This is a genomic window from Caballeronia concitans (assembly GCF_001544615.1).
GTDB classification, from domain to species: domain Bacteria; phylum Pseudomonadota; class Gammaproteobacteria; order Burkholderiales; family Burkholderiaceae; genus Caballeronia; species Caballeronia concitans.
In genome coordinates this window covers 169,308-188,744 of sequence record NZ_FCNV02000002.1, presented here as the reverse complement: position 1 = coordinate 188,744, position 19,437 = coordinate 169,308, and the positions used below count along the sequence as shown (strand labels likewise).

Below are 19,437 nucleotides of genomic sequence, written 5' to 3'. Positions count from 1 at the left end.
GTCAGTGACTCCTCGCGGTAGCCAGGATGCGTCGCGCTTTCTCGACGACCGGGTAGTCGACCATCACGCCGCTCACCGATACGGCCGCGGCGCCCGCTGCCTCAGCTGCGTCGAAAGCGGCCACGATCTCGCGCGCCCGCGTCAGTTCGGTCTCGTTCGGCGAGAACACTTCGTTGATCGTCGCGATCTGCGCCGGGTGGATGCACGCCTTGCCGCCGAAGCCCATCGCGCGCGCCCGCGTCGATGCGGCGCGCAGGCCGTCGAGGTCGCGGATGCCGGTGAACACGGAATCGACCGGCGCGGCGAGACCGGCCTGACGGGAAGCGAGCGCGACTGCGAAGCGGGCATGCGCGATGGCCCCGGTTTCGTCAGCGAGATCGACATCGAGGTCGAGCGCGAAATCGACCGCGCCGAACATCAGTTGCCGAACGCGTTGCGACGCCTGCGCGACCTCGGTCGCCGCCGCAATGCCGCGCGCCGTCTCGAGGATCGGCAGAACGGCGATGCTGCCAACGGGCTTGCCGAGCTTCGCCTCCCATTGCGCCAGCACCCAATCGACGGTGGCGAGCTCGCTCGCCGTCTCGGCTTTGGGCAGGATGATGCCGTCGAGCGTCGCCGACGCGGCGGCTTGCAGATCGTCGAAGCAGAAAGGCGTCGTCAGCGCGTTGACGCGCAGATAGACCTGCGTCGCACGTCGGTCCTTGAGCAGAATGACGGCGCTCTCGCGGGCGCGCGCCTTTTCCGCGACTGCCACCGCGTCTTCCAGATCGACGATCACGCCGTCGGCGGCGCTGGCCAGCGCCTTTTCGACTTTGTCCGGACTGGTTGCCGGGACGAACAGCAGGGAACGCGGGGGACGAACGATATTGGGCATGAGCGGATTTTCGGTCTTGGCTTGATTAGTCGAGTTCGCCGGGGCGAGAGCCGGCGCGCGCAATGAGGCGTCGGGCGCGTGCGACGATCGGCAGGTCGACCATATCCCCGTCGAACGTGAACGCGCCCCGGCCTTCGGACGCCGCTTCATCGAACGCGGCGACCATGCGATGTGCCCGCTCGACTGCGGCGGGCGATGGCGAAAAGGCGTCGTTGAGGATCGGCACCACCGCCGGATGGATGCAAGACGCGCCGTCGAACCCGAGCGAGCGGGCCTCGCGCGCGCTCGCGACGATCGCCTCGGTATCGGTGTAATTGGCCACGGAACGCAGCATGCCGAACGACCGGATGCCGGCCGCCTTCGCCGCCAGATGCACGAGCAGTTTCGGCAGGCGCAGCATGTCGGCGGTGGGCTCGGCATCCATTTCGGTTGCGAGGTCCTCGCCGCCGGTCGCGATCGCGAAGACGCGCGGGCCTGCGGCGATCGCGCGGGCATCGAGCACGGCGCCAGGGTCTTCGACGAGCGGCATGAAGCGAAGCGGTTCGCGTCCCAGTGAACGCTCGACCGGCCCGAGGATATCCGCCAGTGCAGCGAGCGTCGCAGGCGTGGTGACCTTTGGCACGAGCAGCGCGGCGGCGCCCGCGCGGCAGGCGGCCACCGCATCGAGATCGCGCAGTTCGGGCTCGCTGTTGATGCGCACCAGCACGGCCGCACCGCCCCGGCCGACTCGGGGCACGGCATGGACCAGAGCGGCGCGCGCAGTTTGCTTGCCATCGGGCGGAATGGCGTCTTCCAGGTCAAGGATGATGGCGTCGGCGCCGCGTTGATGCGCCTTGGCGACGAAACGTTCGGCACTGGCCGGAACGAAGAGCAGGGAGCGGATCATGCGCAAGCTCCTTTGACGCACAGCCCGGCGATAGACGTTGCCTTGAAGCCGGCTGGGCAGAGAACCTGATCGGCATGCTGGCCGCGCGGCCCGACACTTGGTGTAACCGGCAGGCGCGACACTATGCTGTGCATCGGCATCGGCCCGAACTCTGGGTCTTCGACCTCGCCGAGAACCTGGCTGTCGCGGAAGGGCGAGCCGGTCACGGCGTCGGCGATGTGATAGACCGGCTCTGCGGGGACGCATGGTACGCACATCTCGGCGAGCGCCTCTTCGCGGGCGCCGCTAGCGAACCAACTGTCGACCATCCGGTCGGCGCGAATGCCGTTGAGCGGCCCGGCGGCGCCGCTGTGGAAGGGCATCGAGATACCTTGCGGAGACGTCATGGGCGCAGCGTGGCGGCGCTGTTCCGCGGTACGGGCTACCGGGAGTGTGCGGAGTCGCGGCAGACTCGCGGCACGATGAGGCCCGGCAAGCGATACGACTGTGCTATTCGGCAACGGTCTCCTCCTGCGGTTCTGGCAGCGTCGAGATAGTCGGCGCGACGGACCGTCATGATTCTCTCGGGTTTTAAACGAAGGCTACATTCCCGGTGTCGGCGCAATATAGTATTCGTCCGGCTCGTAAGTCAATCCGGAGTGACCAAGAGTCGGTCTATGGCCGCGAAGGGTCACGCTACGGACTCGACGACCATCTTTCGGTCGAGTACGCGTGACATATGCGAAGGCGGTCTCGATTGAGCCGCGACACGCGGCCCGCCCAGCGAACCCTCCAGTCGACTTCAACGATTTGCGCGTGTCCCATGTCGACGCGCAGCAGGCTGAGCGACTTAATCGGTGGGCAGAGAAAGTGCTCGACGATATGGATCGACTCGTCGCCCGTGATGGTCAATACCGCATGGCTTCCCCGGGAAAGCCCGCATGGGCAGAACGGAGGACATCCTCTACCTTCTGGTCTTACCACGGTTTGACCGCGAAAATTTCCATGCAGATTGTTCGGACTGAAGAAGACAGTAAGGGCTTCGAGAAAGTCTTCTCCTTTCTCTGGGACCTACTTCTGGAGGGGCGCATTCAGCCGGGCGACAAGCTCATTCCGGAGCGTGAGCTTGCGCTCGAGCTTGGCGTGAGTCGGCCGGTGGTACGCGAAGCGCTTCGCGCTCTGTCGATGATCGGGGCCGTCGAGATTCGGGAGCGAGTCGGAACCATCGTACGCCGACCCGATGTGTCAACCCTCGGTGAGTTCTTCGCCTTCGCACTCGCGCAGGAGAAGGATGTAGTCGAAGACGTCATGGAGGCACGTGTAGCCATCGAATGCCAGTCGATCCGGCTCGCCTGTCGACGCGCAACGCTGGCCGATCTCGAACGCTTGAGGGCCGCGATCGATCGTATCGAGTCCACTGTGGATCAGGTCGAACTCGGCAGTCAGGCCGACTTCGAATTCCATGCAGCGCTCGTTCAGGCGGGCGGCTCAAAAACGCTAATCAACCTGCATGGCACCGTCGCCGCACTGCTGATCCACTCGCACCGAAATCGACGTGAAACCGTGCAGATGCATCCGGATATCAAGGCGCGCGTGATCGCGGACCACCGGCGGATCTTTCAGGCCGTGGTGGATCGCGACGAAGAGGCCGCGGATCGCGTTCTTCGCGAGCACTTCAGCATCGGCGACGAGTACCGGCACAAGGCCGCGACCGAATGGCGTTCATCCTGAGCGCAGGCGTCGCCAGCGTTCCCAATACTCGATAAAAGACCAGAAGAGGATTCGATGACACAAAGCACGGCGTTGCGCACGGTGGGCTTCATTGGCCTCGGGACCATGGGGCATTCCATGGCCCAGAACCTGATGAAAGCAGGTTTTGCGGTGCGCGTGTTCGATGTGCGCCGCGAAGCTGTCGACGAGCTCGCGGCGCTGGGCGCACACGCGTCCAGCAGCGTGGCGGATGCGGCGCAAGGCGCGGACGCGGCCGTCACGATGCTGCCGAACACGCCTGACGTAGAGGCAGTCGTGCTGGGCGAGGGCGGTTTGCTCGCGAATCCGCCGGCGGGAAAGCTGATCGTCGATATGAGTACCATCGCGCCAGTCGCCGAGCGGCGCATGCATGCCGCGTGCGCCGCGCAAGGCATCGAATATGTCGATGCGCCGGTATCCGGCGGTCCCATCGGAGCCAAGAACGCCACGCTGACCATCATGGCGGGCGGCACGGCACAGGGCTTCGAAATGGCGTTGCCGTTCTTCAAGGGCATGGGCACGACCACCACGCACGTCGGCACGAGCGGCGCGGGGCAGACGGTCAAGCTGTGCAATCAGCTCATTTGCGGCATCAATATTCAGGCAATCTGCGAGGCGATCGCGCTGGGCCGCGCTTCGGGCGTCGATCTCAGCCAGTTGCGCGACGTGCTGATGGGCGGCTCGGCCGCATCGTGGATGCTCGACAAGCTCGGACGCGCGATGATCGAAGGCGACGTCGCAGCGGGCTTCCGCATCGATCTGATGCTCAAGGATCTGCGTCTGGTGCAGGAGCAGTCGCATGCGCTCAACGTGCCGCTGCCCGCCTCTGCGATGGTGACCAACCAGTATCTCGATGCGGTCGCCCACGGCGAAGGACGCAACGGCAATCAGGCGCTCTTCACCGTGTACGACCGCATGACCGCGCAGACCTCGCGCTAGTCCAACGCTCAAGCGCCGCGCGCGCCTTCGTTCCATGAACCTCGATTTTTCCGTCGTGCTTTCGCACTGGCCCGAACTCGTCGATGGCGCGGTGCTGTCGCTGGTACTCGCGGTCGCTGCAACGCTGCTCGGCTTTTTCATCGGCACCGGATGCGCGATCGGCAGGCGCAGTTCGCATCCATGGATCGCGGGCATATGCGGCGCGTATGTCGAAGCGATCCGCAACACGCCGCTGCTGGTGCAGATCTTCCTCGTGTACTTCGGTTTGTCCAGCGTTGGCCTGAAGCTCTCCGCGATCACGGTGGCGATTCTCGCGCTGGTCATCAACGTGGGCGCGTATGCGGCGGAGATCATGCGGGCCGGATTCGATTCGATCCAGCGCGGCCAGGTCGAAGCAGCCGATTGCCTCGGGCTCTCGCGATTTCAGGTTTATCTGCATGTGATCCTGCTGCCAGGTCTTGAACGTGTCTACCCGGCGCTGACCAGCCAGTTCGTGCTGATGATGCTGGCCTCGTCGGTGTGCTCGCAGATCTCCACCGAAGAACTGACTGCCGTGGCTAACTTCGTGCAGTCCGAGACGTACCGGCCGCTGGAGACGTATCTAGTGGTGGCGGTGGCTTATGTGCTGCTGTCTCTGCTCATGCGGATCGGCTTTTGGGCGCTGGGCATGGCGCTGTTTCCGCGCCGCCGGAAACTCGGCACGCCGCTTTGAGCACGGAACATTCGGAGCCACTCATGTCCCTTCATCTGAACGCCAACCATCTTCAGTTCCTGCTCGACGGCGCGCTGTGGACCGTGGTGTTGTCGCTCGTAGCGCTCGTCGGCGGCGGTCTTCTCGGCTTCGCAGTCGCGCTGGCGCGTATCTCGCCGCGACGCGCTGTGCGGGTTATATCGACGGGCTATGTGCAACTGATCCAGGGCACGCCGCTGCTGGTCATTATGTTCGTCACGTATTTCGGTTTGCCCACGATCGGCATTTCCATCTCGCCGCTACTGGCGGCGGGCGCGTCGCTGACCATCAACGTCGGTGCCTATCTTGGCGAAATCTGGCGCGGCGCGATCGAATCCGTGCCGAAGCCGCAATGGGAAGCGGCCGAGTGCCTGGCGCTCACGCGCACCCAGCGCATGTTCCGGGTGATCTTGCCGCAGGCGGTGAAGATCGCCACACCGCCGACAGTCGGCTTCTCGGTGCAGATCATCAAAAACACGTCGCTCGCATCGGTAGTGGGTTTCGTCGAGTTGGCGCGCTCGGGGCAAATCATCAACAACTCACTGTTTCAGCCGTTCATCGTCTATCTGATCATTGCCGCCGCGTACTTCGCTATGTGCTACCCGATTTCGCGTCTTAGCCGCTCGCTCGAACGCCGCGCTGGTTTCGCGCGCACCCTGAAACTGGAGGCCTTCGCGCATGACTGAATTCGCACAATCCGTCGAAGAAAAGACGCCCAAGGCCGCTGACGCCGTCATGCAGGCGACCGATGCCGTGGTGGTCCTGAAGGACGTGCACAAAAGCTTTGGCGCCAACAAGGTGCTGAACGGGGTGAGCTTCGAAGTGGAACGCGGCACGGTGACCGTCATCATCGGATCCAGCGGCTCCGGCAAGAGCACGGCACTGCGCTGTATCAACCGGCTCGAAGTGATCGACCGCGGCGAGATCAGCGTATGCGGGCATCACGTGAATGATCCGTCGGTGTCACTCAAGGCGCTGCGACTGGACGTCGGCATCGTGTTCCAGCAGTACAACCTGTTTCCGCATTTGACGGTCGAGCAGAACATCACGCTCGCGCCGCGCCTCGCCAAGTCGGTCTCGAAAGCGGCCGCGCGTGAATTGGCTCGCGAATCCATCGCGCGCGTGGGACTGGCTGAGAAGGCCCATCACTATCCCGAGCAGTTGTCGGGCGGCCAGCAGCAACGCGCGGCAATCGCGCGATCGCTCGCGATGCAGCCGAAGGTGATGCTGTTCGACGAAGTCACGTCCGCGCTCGATCCCCAACTCACCGGCGAAGTGCTGCGCGTAATCGAGAGTCTCGCCGCCGGCGGCATGACCATGATCATGGTCACGCATGAGATGGGCTTTGCACGCAATGTCGCGGACCAGATTCTTTTCATGCATCAGGGGCGTGTGTGGGAACGAGGCGATGCGCAAATCATGCGCGCGCCGCAATCGGCCGAACTGCAGCGCTTCCTGGAAAGCGACATGTAAGGCCGCACGGCAGCATCACGATGAGAAACACATTCAAAACAGGAGACCGCAGCATCATGAGACAAACCCCGCTCGTATTGACCGCGCTGACCGTCTGCTTCCTTAGCGCCGGAGTCGGCACCGCGCATGCCGACGCACTCGACGACGTCACCAAGAGCAAGACCCTGCGTATTGCGACTGATCTTGCGATTCCGCCCTCGGGCATGATGGACGCAAGCATGAAACCGGTCGGCTCGGATGTCGAGACCGCGCAGCTTCTCGCCAAGGATTGGGGCATGAAGCTGGATTTTGTGCAGACCACCGGCGCGACCCGCATTCCCAACTTGCAGACAGGCAAGGCGGATGTCGCGATCTCGACGCTTTCGGTGACGCCGGAACGCGCGCAGGTGATCGATTTCTCCAGGCCGTATGCCGTGCTGGAATCCGTCATCGCCGGACGCAAAGACGTGGCGGTGAAAAGCATCGACGAGCTGAAAGGGCACACGGTGTGCGTGACGCGCGGCACCACACAGGACCTGGAACTGACGAAGATGTCACGCGACAAGGGCTTCCAGATTGCCCGCTACGACGATGACGCGACCGACGTCACCGCTGCCGTCAGCGGACAGTGCGAGTTGATTGCCACCTCGCTGACGCTGGTTAATCAGGTTACGTTGAAGGCGCCCGACCATCCGTTCGAAAAGAAGGTCACGCTGCATGTGTTCGATCTCGCCATCGGCGTAAAGAAGGGCGAATCGCGTCTCCTCGCCAAGCTCAACGAGTGGATCGACACGAACATCAAGAACGGCAAGCTCAACGCCATCTACAAGAAATACCATCACAGCGAACTGCCGCCGCAGATGCGCTGAACGAACCCGCACGACTCACGGTGCGTGCATCGCGCGCGCCATCACATGACGATTCAGAAGAGGGAGTTTCGGATGCGTATCGTAATCGGCTCGGACCATGCCGGGTGGTCGTTGAAGGCCGCGGTGGTCGACCATATCAAGTTGCGCGGTCATGACGTGATCGATGTCGGCGGCTTCAGCGACACGCCGGTGGACTTTCCGGACATCGCGCAGATGGTGACGGGCGAAGTGCTGACGGGTAATGCGCAGCGCGGCATCATGGTGTGCGGCACGGGCGTGGGCGCATCGATCGCGGCGAACAAGATTCGCGGCATTCGCGCGGCGGTGTGTCACGACGTGCATTCGGCGCATCAATCGGTCGAGCATGACGACGTCAACGTGATGTGTTTGGGTGCACAGATCGTCGGTGCGTGGCTCGCGACCGATTTGATCGATGCGTTCCTGTCTGCGGAATTTTCCACCGATGCCGATTTCCGCAGACGCGTCGAGAAACTCAATGCACTCGAAAAAGGCGCCAATGGTTGAAGGCGCTCCCGCATGAGACCGGGTGACGTCGTGGCGCTCGGCAGCGTCAATACCGATTCGGTGCTGCGCTGAGCCGCCTTGCCCGTGCCCAGACAGCCGATGCGTGGCCCGGCGTCTGGCGACTGCATGGTGGAGAGGGCGCTAATCAGACGGTTGCGACGTCGCGCATGGGTGCGACGGTGCGTTTTATTGGCGCTGTGCCGCCGTTGGGCTGAGCGCAAGCCCGCACAGTCCCTCCGGCCGCCGCGAATAGTTACTCGCGACAAATCCCGCCGGACGAATGCTCCCGCGAGTGCGCCACACGAGGCAATACGGACATCGAGCGCGAGTCCCGTGCATTCGTCAGTTTAAAAAAATCTTATAGAAACCAATTTCCCGCACATTCATTGCGGATGAAATCCGCGAGCCACCTGACCCGCGCGACATCGCGCGTTTCCGCAAGCGTCACGAGCCAATATGCCCGCGACAACGCAATCTCATCGCAAAAGAGACGCACGAGATTCGGATCGGTGCGCGCGATGAAACAGGGCAACACGCCGAGTCCCGCTCCGCCCGAAACGGCCGCCGCCTGACTGATGACGTTCGAAATGCGGATCGTCGGCACGAGAGAACTCGAAATCTGCGGCAGATGGTTCAATTCCGCGGACCACATCTGATCCTCGACGTATCCGACCCACGGATGCTTCAGCAAGTCGAGCCGCGACGCGATCTTCGAATGCCGCTCCAGATAATCGCGCGACGCATAGACGCCCAGCGCGTAATCGGTCAGCTTGTGCGCATACACGCGCCCTTGCGCAGGCCGCGTCATGCTGACCGCGAGATCGGCCTCCCGCTTCGAAAGACTGAACATGCGAGGATTCGCGATCAGTTCGATTTCCAGTTGCGGATGCACTGCGGCAATCTGCGGGATGCGCGGCGCCAGAAAATAGGTTCCGAATCCCTCTGGCGTGCCGATGCGCACGCTGCCTGTCAGACCGAACGACGCATCTTCCAGACGATGACGCATGCGCATGGCAAGGCTTTCCATGCCTTCAGCGTCGCTCAGGGCGCGCTCGCCCTCGGGCGTGAGCACGAAGCCGAGTGAGCTGCGGTCGAAAAGCCTCGCGCCGAGGGCCTTTTCGAGCGCGGCCACGCGCCGGCTCAAGGTCGAATGATCGACGCCCATTTGTTGCGCCGCGACCGTCAGCCGGCCTGCGCGCGAGATGGCGAGGAATGCCTGAATGTCGTCCCAGTCGAAGCCTCGCATGTGGATTTGTGCACAGAGCAGTTGCCGATTTGCGCATTCTATTGCAAAAAACATGCTGCTATCTTGCTCCTGAACTCTGCGAACACAGAGAACGCGGCGCCTCTCGACAGACGCGGAGGCGCTGACAATTCAGGAGACACACGACATGTCGCTCATTGCGAAACTCAAGGCCCGCGGGCAGGAAGGCAAGCCGGTGAAGGTCGGTCTGATCGGCGCGGGGAAATTCGGCTCCATGTATCTGTCGCAGGCGCCGCGCACGCCGGGCATTCATCTGGTCGGCGTGGCCGATTTGTCGCCCGACCGCGCCCGCGCGTCGCTAAAGCGCGTGGGCTGGGAAGAAGCGCGCTATTCCGCACGTTCATGGGCCGAAGCAAGAGCGAACGGTTCGACGTTTATCACCGACGACGCCGACGCCATGATCGCCAGCGATCACGTCGATATCGTCATCGACGCGACGGGCAGCCCCGCAGCCGGCATTCATCACGCGCTTCTGTGCTGCAAGCATCGCAAGCACGTCGTGATGGTCAACGTCGAAGCAGACGTGCTCGCCGGTCCGCTGCTCGCGCGCCGCGCCGAGGAAGCGGGCATCATCTACTCGATGGCCTCGGGCGATCAGCCCGCGCTCATCGCGGAGATCGTCGACTGGGCGCGCACCATCGGCATGGAGGTGATCTGCGCGGGGAAGGGCACGAAGTATCTGCCCATCTACCATCAATCGACGCCCGACACGGTCTGGGGCCACTACGGCTTCACGGAAGAACAGGTCGGCTCCGGCGACTTCAACGCGCAGATGTTCAACTCGTTCCTCGACGGCACGAAGTCCGCGCTCGAAATGGCGGCTGTGTCCAATGCATGCGATCTGCGTCCGCCCGCCGACGGTCTCGCGTTCCCCGCGTGCGGCGTCGATGATCTGCCGAGCCTGCTGCGCCCGGCATCGGAAGGGGGCATCCTGCCGCATCGCGGCAGCGTGGAAGTGGTGTCGTCGCTCGAACGCGATGGCCGCCCTGTGTTCCGCGATCTGCGCTGGGGCGTGTACGCGGTCTTCGAAGCGCCGACTGATTATGTGCGCGACTGCTTCGCCCAGTACGGCCTCAAGACCGACAGCACCGGCCGCTTCGCCGCGATGTACAAGCCGTATCACCTGATCGGCCTCGAACTCGGGCAGTCGATCGCGAGCATCGCCGTGCGCGGCGAGGCGACCGGTGCGACCGCGGGTTTTCATGGCGATGTCGCAGCTACGGCGAAGCGCGATCTGCGTGCGGGCGAGCGTCTCGACGGCGAGGGCGGCCATACCGTCTACGGCAAGCTGATGCCCGCCGCCGATTCGCTGATTCAGGGCGCGTTGCCCATCGGGCTCGCGCATAACGTGGTGCTGCAACGTCCGGTCGCGGCGGGACAGCCCGTGCGATGGAGCGATGTCGCATTCGACGCAAGCAAGGAATCGGTGCGCGTGCGGCGGGAGATGGAAGACATCTTCCGCGCCGAGATGAAGCTGGAGGTGCCCGCGCAAAAACTCGCGAGCTGAAAGCATGAAACCTGTTTGATCCCGTGCGCCCGGTCCATTCGATGGCCCGGGCGCTTCGCACTCTCAACGCCCGGTAAAGGGCGACGGAGGAGACATGAGCCAAATCAGCGAAACGCTAGGCGTTGCACAATCGGGTACGACTGACGTGTACCGCAAGATCACGTGGCGCATCATGCCGTTCATCGTGCTGTGCTATCTCTGCAATTATCTGGATCGCGTGAACGTAGGCTTCGCGAAGCTGCAGATGCTGTCGGATCTCGGTTTCTCCGATGCCGTCTATGGCCTCGGCGCGGGCATCTTCTTCATCGGCTACTTCATCTTCGAGGTGCCCAGCAATCTGATCCTGCATCGCGTGGGTGCGCGGCGCTGGATCGCGCGCATCATGATCACGTGGGCGATCATCTCGGCGCTCACGCTTCTCGTGAAGACGCCGTTCCAGTTTTATCTGGTGCGCTTTCTATTGGGCGTCGCCGAAGCGGGATTTTCGCCGGGCATCATGCTGTATCTCACGTACTGGTTCCCCGCGAAAAAGCGCGGCTTCGCGTACGGCGTGTATTACATCGCGATTCCGCTTGCGGGGATCGTCGGCGGGCCGCTGTCGGGATGGATCCTCTCGGCGTTCAGACACTCGGGCGTCATGGCCGCGTGGCAATGGCTTTTCCTCATCGAAGCGATTCCGGCGCTGATCGTCGGCATCATGGTGCTGTGGCTCATGGTCGACAAGCCGAGTCAGGCCAAGTGGCTGACCGACGATGAAAAGCGCCTCGTCACGCACGCGGTGGAACGTGAGGAAGCGGACAAGACCGCGCATCACGACGCGCGCGCGTTCCTTTCCGACGTCAACATCTGGAAGCTGTGCGGCGTGTACTTCTGCCAGATCATCGGCCTCTATGGCATCAGTTTCTGGCTGCCGTCGATCATCAAGGACAGCGGACTCACGAACGTCGAGCTGATCGGCTGGCTCTCGGCGATTCCTTATATCGTCGCGATTCCGGCGATCATTCTAACGGGCGTGAGCGCCGACAAGTTCCGCTCGCGGCGCATGCACTTTTCGGTGGCGCTCGTGATCGGCGCGATCGGCTTCGCGGCGAGTGGTTACGTGGGGCATCAACCCGCGCTCGCGGTGATCGCGCTAAGCGTCGCGGCAGCGGGCATCCTGTCGGCGCTATCGTTGTTCTGGGGCATCCCGGCCGCGTTCCTCGCCGGCACGTCCGCGGCGGCGGGCATCGCGGGCATCAATTGCGTCGGCAATCTGGCGGGTTTCGTGTCGCCTTACATGGTCGGCTGGCTAAATGTGACCACGCACAACAACAGCATCGGACTCTATGCAGTCGCGGTCTTCATGGTCATCGGGGCATTCGCGGTGCGGTCCATTTCAGGCAAGCTCGCCGATCGTTGATCCGAGATCTGGTGACGAGCGCTCGCCCGGCGCGGGCGCTCCTGGCGTAATATCGTCGCGCTTTCGGGGCCGATCGTGTGTTTTGGATCAATCGATCCAATATGAGGCGACAGTAACGATGGCACGGAGACGACCCGCATGATTACATCAACACACGCGTGTCGCAGTGTTTAATGAAACGTGCGAGAAAACTGCTATTAAAGCCGTCCGTGAGAATGCGGGTTATCAGTATCAAGGCGGTTTGCGCGGGCCCGCACGGCGCGACAGCGCGCAAAGGGCGGGGAAGGGCCGGTGTGATTGCGGCCGCCGCCGAGAAAGACGGGAATGCGCTTCTTTCCAGCGGGACTCAGCACCCTAGCCATTCAGCCAATCACACGACGCAAGTCGCATGAGGCTGATCAGCAGGCGATAGGCGCATGAAGGCACGAAGCGGAGGACGGGTGCCGGCGGCGGAGTGCGCGCCGGCGAATCTCGTACGCCGGAGTCACGGACGCCGAGCCCGTTAGCGGCGGCATGACGGTCAGCAGCGGTGCAACATCCTGTTTCAATTAAAGAGAGCCGCACGTCATCGACGAACGAGCGTCGACCGTTTACCGCCGTGAAGTGTGTGCGCCGTGTGAATGCATCTTACTGCGTCACATGCCTTTGATTCCCAATTATTGATGTACGGAAAACGAGAATGAAATCGAAAGCATTGGTGTGTGTGGTCGCCGTTCTCGCTGCGACGACGGTTGGGCAAGTGCAAGCCGCAGGATGTCTGAAGGGGGCGGCTGTTGGTGCTGTTGGTGGACACTTCGTAGGAAAGGGCCATGCGGTGCTTGGTGCCGCAGGCGGGTGTCTGGTAGGCCGTCACATGGCTAATAAGAAGGCGAAGGAGAACGAAGCCGTTCGGGCGCAGGCGCAGCCGGCTGTGCAGGGCCAACCGGTCGCACAGGCCGCGAATTCGCCCCGATAGCCGTCAGCGACTTGCAAAGTTACCGCCAGCGGAGACGTTGGTGGACTGACTTGCAAGAGCGTCGATGAGGTCATCAAGTCGGCCGTCCGGCGCATGGGGCCTGCCGTCGATAGCTGCGCGCGCCTCGTCGATCCGTTTGCACGAGGAACCGAGTTGGTGGACGCACTCGCGCGCTTTTTCTGTCGCCTGCATCCCGTCTAAACGGCTGTTCTGACGCGCCGGAGTTCAGTTCGACTCCGGCGCTTTCGCCTTTGCAGTGTGTATCCGCAGTGCTTACTTCGTCGTGAAGACCGAGATGCCGCCGTTCGGGAACTGGCTCGAAGTGCTCGGCTGGAAAGGCACATAGACCTGGCCGAGCGTGCTGTCCACCGCGACGGAGTGCGCGCCCGCTCCGATCGCCACCTTGTAGAGCAACTGTCGCGTCGTGCCGTCGATCACGCCCATCTGCGGACTGAATCCCGACGCCGCCGCCGTGCCGCTCGACACATAGTGTCGCGCGGGCAGGAAGTATCGGTTCGATGCGGAGTCGTACGTCACCTGATCGACGCCGCCGAACGGCAACGACGCCAGTTGCGCGCCCGTATTGCGGTCGAGAATCAGCGTGATGAGCGGATCGCCCGCCGAAGGATCGCAGCCCACGAGAATGTCGCTGTTCGGTCCGAGCGCAATGCCGGTGGGCGCGCACTTGCCGAGCGGGAACGCCTTGCTGATCTTGAGCGTACCGGAACTCACCGTGTTCGCCGGAATGACGTCGAGTTCGCCGTCGGGGTTGGTGGCGGTGCCATCGTTGTTGATATAAAAGTTCTTCGTGCTCGAATCATAGGTGCATGCCTCGAGTCCCGTCGATCCGTTGAAGACCAGCTTCGACACGATGGACTGCGTCGTGGTCGAGAGGATAGTGACATAGGGCGGCGTCTCGCCGGGGCTTGCGTACATCACGAGATGATCGTCCGGGTCGTAGCAGCCTTCGTCGACGCGCGAGCCCGAATTGCTGATCGGGATCGTCTTGATGGTCTTCTGTGCGTTGGTATCGACGATCTTGACCGAATCGACATCGCCTACATAAAGCGTGTTCGTCCCGGTAATTCCCACGATGCCGTCGGGACCGGATACGTCGGTCGTCTTGCCGACGCCCGCGAACGGTCCCGGAATCTGCGCGATCAGCGCGTTCGATTTCGTATCGACGACGTCGACCGCCTTGTTGTTGCGATCGGTCAGATAGTAGCGGCCTGCTTCCGCGTAGCCGATATCGAAACTGAACGGCGGGCTCGATGCATTGGGAACGGCAATATTGGTAATCAGATTCGGACTCGACGAGGCTGGATGTGAATCGTCATTTCCGCCGCATCCGGCGACGACCGCAGTGGCAGCAAGCAGTAACGCGAGCACAGGTAATTTCATGGAATGACTCCTCCTTGGTGGACCGGAACTAACGGCGTAAGCATGCGCAAGCATCTTGAACAATGCACAACAAATAAATTGATAGTTCCTATATGGAACGGTTGATGAACGTACGCATACTGAAAGTTGTGCGTCGGTGGCGCGGTGCTCTTTTAGTAATCTTGGAAGCGCTTCGAACGCTTCATGTGGCGGCCCCAAACGATGCGAGGTGGCGACAGGCTTGCGTCTTCATTCCGGCTGTCGTGAAGAGCGAGTGCATTGCGTTGTAAATCGATGGTCGGAGATTCGAAAGTCACTTTCTTCAGAAAGCGCGAGCGCTCCGGCGTCCGCAAAAAGCGGTGTCGGTAGAAACACCGACGCGCTCATGAATGCGCCGAACCATCGACTTGATCGGCTTTTTAAGCCCTTTTTCTTCTTAAGCTAGCGCTAAGGTTAGACGCAGTAAGATTCCTTCACGGATAGTTATAAAAGGCGAATGAATCGGTTGTACTAATTAAAAAAATGTCGCTGTATTGCAGAGGGCTACCGCCGCGTCATCATGTCGGCACTCTCTGGTTAGAACACCGCGTGGCACTTGCCTCCGATCAAAAGTCGAAACTGTTTTGTCGTCGGCGAGCCATCGCTCGAAGGCTTGCCTGATGCCCGGCCAATCCTGATCGAGGTTTCGCGATTGCGGCACTTGTAGACCATCGCCTGCCGGAAGATGCCTTCGAACTCGAAACCGAGCCGTTGCGCGGTCTCGCGCGAAGGCGCGTTGAGGCTGTCGCTCTTCCATTCGTCTCAGGTACGGATAATGCGGTCAGGGCATACCAGCTACAGATGCCAGGCCGTAGATCGGCAAACGACATGGAAGAACGGATAAGCAAGCCGACCACCCCTTTACTCGCAGTCAGTTTCTTCGCAGCGGATGTTCAAGCAGGCGCCGGCCCATTTCTCGGCATATACCTGCAGGAGCACGGATGGAGTCCTCACCTGATCGGCATCGTGCTGACGTTGGGCGCTATCGTGGGCGTGCTCGTGACCGCTCCAGCCGGCGCGTTGGTCGACGCGACCTATCGTCGGCGATCGCTGGTTGTCGGTGCGAGCGCTCTGACGATCGCCGCTGCCTGCTTCTTCTGGCTTTCGCGCGGCTTTTGGCCGATCGCGTTGTCACAGATCGCGACGGCCGTTGCGGGCTCGCTGATGGGCATCGCGCTGACCGGATTGACGCTCGGAGTCGGCGGTCGGGAAAACTTCGATCGCCTGTATGGCAGAACCCAGGTCGCGAACCACGCCGGAAACATAGCAGCGGCCGCACTGTCCGGCGCGCTCGGCTGGTGGCTGGGCACGGCTTGGGTGTTCGCGCTTTGTGCAGGGTTTGCAATGGCGTGCATTGCATCCGTGCTGCTGATTCCTGCCCGCGCGGTTCATCGTTACTATGCGCGGGGCCTCGCGCATCGAGACGACGAGGATCGGTCGCAAGCGCGGGCAGAGAGCATCCGCGTGTTGCTGCACTCCCGTCCGCTCCTGTTGCTGGCCATCGTGCTGGCGACCTTCGGTCTCGGTAACTCTGCCATGTTGCCGCTCTACAGTCTTGCCCAGGCGGCGGCTCACCACGGCAACGCCAGCCAAATAACCGCGGCGAACATCATTGTCTCGCAAGTCGTGATGCTGGCGGCGGCTGTCTGTGCGAGCCGCATCATTCGCCGTTGGGGGTTCTGGTGGGTCATTCTCGTGACGCTGCTAACACTTCCGCTGCGAGCATTGGCCGCGGCCACGTTGACGACTACGTGGGGCATCGTGCCTGTGCAGGTATTGGATGGGTTGGGCGCGGGCCTCCAAGGCGTCGCGATACCGGCGCTCGTCGTCCACCTGCTGCATGGAAGCGGGCGAGTGAACCTCGGGCAGGGAGCGGTGAAAAGCGTAGAGGCGGTGGGCAGCTGCCTGAGTCCATTGCTCGGCGGATGGCTCGCCAGCCGTTTCGGCTATCCGACGGCCTTCGTTACGCTGGGAAGCCTGGCGATTCTTTCGCTGGCGATCTGGATCGCGCAAGGAGCGGTGATAAGGCGCGCTTGCGAAACGCGCCGCGACGAACTTTCCAGGATGGCCGACGTGGATGGTTCGGCGCTGCTTTCCTAGCGTGAGTCATTCGGGTGCACAGCGCAGCATCGATGATACGACCGTGGGACGCGGCGGATCGCTCCACCGTAATTGTGCTCACCGCAAGCGACCGTCCCGACATCATTCCGTTGTTCCGCATGCGGCTGTATGAGAGCACTGACAGCTTGGCGCTCGTACAGACCCGAGAGGAATCAGTTCATTGATAGGGCAGGTTATTTCGAAAGGAAGCCCGCCTCTGGCATCGGAACGTCGGGCGAGCCGACATCGCCGGCGAGATATTGGCGACGCCGCTTCAAGAGCAAGCCTGCGTTGATGTCATGCTCGCGCGCGATCCCGGCCGGTCGCTTATCGAGTGGTTCCCCGCACACGCCGACTACATGGATTCGGCGCTGGCTCCGTGGCCGGCGACGGCGGTGCGCCGCCAGCCTGTCGAGACGGTGATCGCGCGGCGCGTGCCCGCTGTGCTGGCGCGGCTCACCCTGCTTACACATCCTCCAGTGTCTCGCCGCGCTCTGCGATGATGCGTCCCAGCTCGCGCGTCGAAGGCACGCGCCGCATCGGATTCGTCGACTCGGCCTCGTCTTCGGCGAGATTCTCGATGATCGTCAGCAGTACCTTCCGCGCAACGTTGATATCGCGCTCACTCAATCCCGTTACGCTGATCTCGTTGACTTCTTCCGCGAGAGGCACCAGCTTTCTTTTCAGCGCGCGGCCCTCGGCGGTGAGGTACACATGCGTGTTCTTCTTGTTGTCCGGGCGCTGCTGACGTTCGACGAGTCCGAGCTTTTCCATCGCGGTGACGGCCGCAAACGTCGTGGGCGCCATCACGCCTGCCTGTTCGCTCAGTTCGCGCTGCGTGAGGCCATCCGTTTCCCACAGGATGCGCAAAAAGGTCCAGTGCCCGAACGAAACCGAATGCTCGGCGAGCCGCATCTGCAGCGCGCGCACCATCGAGCGGGTCGCGTCCTTCACCAGGTGCGCGAGGCGATCATGGGGCACGGCTTCGTGCCAGTGACGCAAGATTTCAGCCGTCTCACGCGGTGCGCCTTCCACAGTCTTCTTTCGTGTCATGACGATCTCTTCTTTCCGAACCAGAGGTCCTGCCTAGCCGACATCATATCCGCTCGATCCGCCGCCTTCCCATTCGCAATCCGCGCCGCATGTCTCGGTGCAAACCCGAGCTTGTTAGCGTGGTGGCGGGTCCTTATCATTATAGTTAGATATCGAATAAAAAACTTTCGATGGGGGCCGGATTCGACCCCGCATCGTTCCTGTGTGCAGACGCAACGGAGACGTCTTGTGGCCAAATCCACAGTCACGGAGTTCATGTCGGAAGCCGACGCGACGGCCGCGCGCATCGAGGCCACTTATCACAAGGTCACGTGGCGACTGATGTCGTTCATTTTCGTGTGCTGGGTGCTGAACTACCTCGATCGCGTAAACGTGAGTTTCGCGCAACTAAATCTGAAGCAGGATCTCGGCCTGTCCGATGCCGCTTACGGACTTGGCGTGAGTCTGTTCTTCATCGGCTATATCCTGCTCGAAGTGCCGAGCACGTTGTGGCTCAAGAAGATCGGCGCGCGGCTCACGATCTCCCGCATCATGATTCTGTGGGGTGGCATTTCCACGGCGATGGCCTTCATGACGTCGCCCGCGCAGTTCTATGTCGCGCGCATTCTGCTGGGCGCCGCGGAAGCGGGCTTCTGGCCCGGCATCATCCTGTACCTGACGTATTGGTATCCCGGCGCGCGGCGTGCACGCATCACGTCGCGCTTTTTGCTCGCGATTGCAGCGGCGGGGATCATCGGCGGTCCGCTCTCGGGCTGGATTCTGCACAACTTCACCGGCACCCTCGGATTCAAGAACTGGCAATGGCTGTTCTTCCTCGAAGGCCTGCCGGCGCTGGCGATGGGCATCGTTGCGTTCTTTTATCTGGTCGACCGGCCGCAGGACGCGCGCTGGCTCGACGACGACCAGAAGAAGATCATCCTCGATGCGCTCGCCGCCGACCGCGCGGAGAAGAAACCGGCGAAGCATACGCGCCATCAACTGCTGGTCGCGCTGAAAGACCCACGCGTTTATATTCTCGCGGCAGGTTGGGGCACCGTGCCTCTGTGCGGAACGATCCTGAACTACTGGACGCCGACGATCATCCGTCAGGCGGGCGTCGCTGACGTGCTGAACGTCGGCCTGTTGTCTGCGTTGCCGTACATCATCGGCGCGCTTGGCATGTTCGCGGTGGCGCGCAGCTCGGACGTGACGCTCGAACGGCGCTGGCACTTTTTCGTCTGCACGGCGGTGGGCGCACTGGGCGGCTTCCTGCTGCCAGTGCTTTCCGGAAATTCCGTCGCGGCCATCGCATGCCTCGGCATGATCTCGATTTCTTACTTCGGCGCGGCCGCGATCATCTGGTCGATTCCGCCCGCGTATCTATCGGATGACGCGGCGGCCGCAGGCATCGGCGCGATCAGTTGTCTCGGGCAAATCGGTGCGTTCTGCGGACCGATCGCGCTTGGCTGGATCAAGACGATGACAGGCAGTCTCGCAATCGGCTTGTCCGCGATCGCCGCGCTCGTGGTTCTCGGCGGCTTTGCCGTGCTGATCGGCGTGCCCGCGAACAGCTTGCGCGAGCATGCGGAAAAGCACGCGTGAGTCGCTCGAACCACGCGGCCGCGGAGATCGGCTTTCTCGCAGCACGACGGCGCCTTCCGGCGCCGTTTTTTTTGGACGGCTCCACGCGATCCTTCAGGGAAAACCCTCTTGATTCAAAATCATTAGATATCTAATATTAAGTCCATGAATGCGGCG

Annotated in this window: 17 protein-coding genes and 1 pseudogene; 11 read left to right on the top strand and 7 right to left on the bottom strand. The window is 62.2% G+C overall.

The genetic code is table 11. The features are described 5' to 3' along the window. Position 1 precedes the first annotated feature (1 nt). The 3 genes from AWB72_RS06945 to AWB72_RS06935 are packed head-to-tail and all read right to left on the bottom strand — an operon-like array spanning position 2 to position 2,146. Positions 2-874, bottom strand: coding sequence for an HpcH/HpaI aldolase/citrate lyase family protein (locus AWB72_RS06945; RefSeq protein ID WP_040053376.1), 873 nt, complete (start codon positions 872-874; stop codon positions 2-4). Between the two features lie 25 nt (positions 875-899). Continuing rightward, entirely contained in the window at positions 900-1,760 is an 861-nt protein-coding gene (locus AWB72_RS06940; protein WP_052450134.1) for an HpcH/HpaI aldolase/citrate lyase family protein, read from the bottom strand. Then, the gene (locus tag AWB72_RS06935; RefSeq protein WP_143754588.1) at positions 1,757-2,146 is read right to left on the bottom strand and encodes a CoA transferase; all 390 of its coding nucleotides are present in this window, start codon (positions 2,144-2,146) and stop codon (positions 1,757-1,759) included. Before AWB72_RS06935 ends, AWB72_RS06940 begins: the two co-directional genes overlap by 4 nt. Positions 2,147-2,555: 409 nt before the next feature. Between AWB72_RS06935 and AWB72_RS06930 the strand changes: the two genes are divergently transcribed. The 7 genes from AWB72_RS06930 to rpiB all read left to right on the top strand — a co-directional run bounded on the left by AWB72_RS06930 (position 2,556) and on the right by rpiB (position 8,003). Continuing rightward, entirely contained in the window at positions 2,556-3,470 is a 915-nt protein-coding gene (locus AWB72_RS06930; protein WP_208863122.1) for a FadR/GntR family transcriptional regulator, read from the top strand. A gap of 54 nt (positions 3,471-3,524) precedes the next feature. Further along, positions 3,525-4,427 (top strand): NAD(P)-dependent oxidoreductase, encoded by a 903-nt coding sequence (locus AWB72_RS06925; RefSeq protein WP_040053300.1) that lies wholly within the window; start codon positions 3,525-3,527, stop codon positions 4,425-4,427. A gap of 34 nt (positions 4,428-4,461) precedes the next feature. Continuing rightward, on the top strand, positions 4,462-5,139 hold the full coding sequence (locus AWB72_RS06920) for an amino acid ABC transporter permease (RefSeq protein ID WP_040053301.1): 678 nt from the start codon (positions 4,462-4,464) through the stop codon (positions 5,137-5,139). A gap of 23 nt (positions 5,140-5,162) precedes the next feature. Then, positions 5,163-5,843 (top strand): amino acid ABC transporter permease, encoded by a 681-nt coding sequence (locus AWB72_RS06915; protein ID WP_040053302.1) that lies wholly within the window; start codon positions 5,163-5,165, stop codon positions 5,841-5,843. Between the two features lie 49 nt (positions 5,844-5,892). Beyond that, positions 5,893-6,630 carry an amino acid ABC transporter ATP-binding protein gene (locus AWB72_RS06910; RefSeq protein WP_040053378.1) on the top strand — a complete coding sequence of 246 codons (738 nt, stop codon included), beginning with the start codon at positions 5,893-5,895 and terminating at the stop codon, positions 6,628-6,630. A gap of 77 nt (positions 6,631-6,707) precedes the next feature. Then, entirely contained in the window at positions 6,708-7,478 is a 771-nt protein-coding gene (locus tag AWB72_RS06905) for a transporter substrate-binding domain-containing protein (protein ID WP_244285539.1), read from the top strand. 72 nt (positions 7,479-7,550) lie between these two features. Beyond that, positions 7,551-8,003 (top strand): ribose 5-phosphate isomerase B, encoded by a 453-nt coding sequence (gene rpiB / locus AWB72_RS06900; protein ID WP_040053379.1) that lies wholly within the window; start codon positions 7,551-7,553, stop codon positions 8,001-8,003. A 358-nt stretch (positions 8,004-8,361) separates the two neighbouring features. On the opposite strand, the gene AWB72_RS06895 is transcribed toward rpiB, so the two are convergent. Then, entirely contained in the window at positions 8,362-9,249 is an 888-nt protein-coding gene (locus tag AWB72_RS06895; protein ID WP_087127975.1) for a LysR family transcriptional regulator, read from the bottom strand. 145 nt (positions 9,250-9,394) lie between these two features. Between AWB72_RS06895 and AWB72_RS06890 the strand changes: the two genes are divergently transcribed. Further along, on the top strand, positions 9,395-10,774 hold the full coding sequence (locus tag AWB72_RS06890; RefSeq protein ID WP_040053305.1) for an NAD(P)H-dependent oxidoreductase: 1,380 nt from the start codon (positions 9,395-9,397) through the stop codon (positions 10,772-10,774). A gap of 94 nt (positions 10,775-10,868) precedes the next feature. Continuing rightward, complete coding sequence (locus AWB72_RS06885) at positions 10,869-12,173, top strand: MFS transporter (protein ID WP_040053306.1); 1,305 nt, start codon at positions 10,869-10,871, stop codon at positions 12,171-12,173. A gap of 1,228 nt (positions 12,174-13,401) precedes the next feature. On the opposite strand, the gene AWB72_RS06875 is transcribed toward AWB72_RS06885, so the two are convergent. After that, positions 13,402-14,529, bottom strand: a complete 1,128-nt coding sequence (locus AWB72_RS06875) for a YncE family protein (RefSeq protein WP_040053307.1) — start codon at positions 14,527-14,529, stop codon at positions 13,402-13,404. Between the two features lie 493 nt (positions 14,530-15,022). After that, positions 15,023-15,306 (bottom strand): annotated as a pseudogene (locus AWB72_RS29310) (hypothetical protein); the annotation flags it as partial. 69 nt (positions 15,307-15,375) lie between these two features. Between AWB72_RS29310 and AWB72_RS06865 the strand changes: the two are divergent. Then, positions 15,376-16,647 carry an MFS transporter gene (locus AWB72_RS06865; RefSeq protein WP_052450139.1) on the top strand — a complete coding sequence of 424 codons (1,272 nt, stop codon included), beginning with the start codon at positions 15,376-15,378 and terminating at the stop codon, positions 16,645-16,647. Positions 16,648-17,112: 465 nt separating this feature from the next. Here AWB72_RS06865 and AWB72_RS06860 read toward each other — a convergent pair whose 3' ends face one another. After that, positions 17,113-17,700 carry a MarR family winged helix-turn-helix transcriptional regulator gene (locus AWB72_RS06860; protein WP_040053308.1) on the bottom strand — a complete coding sequence of 196 codons (588 nt, stop codon included), beginning with the start codon at positions 17,698-17,700 and terminating at the stop codon, positions 17,113-17,115. A 228-nt stretch (positions 17,701-17,928) separates the two neighbouring features. Here AWB72_RS06860 and AWB72_RS06855 point away from each other — a divergent pair, with 228 nt between their 5' ends. Further along, positions 17,929-19,281, top strand: a complete 1,353-nt coding sequence (locus tag AWB72_RS06855; protein ID WP_096030983.1) for an MFS transporter — start codon at positions 17,929-17,931, stop codon at positions 19,279-19,281. The last annotated feature ends 156 nt before the right edge of the window (positions 19,282-19,437 follow it).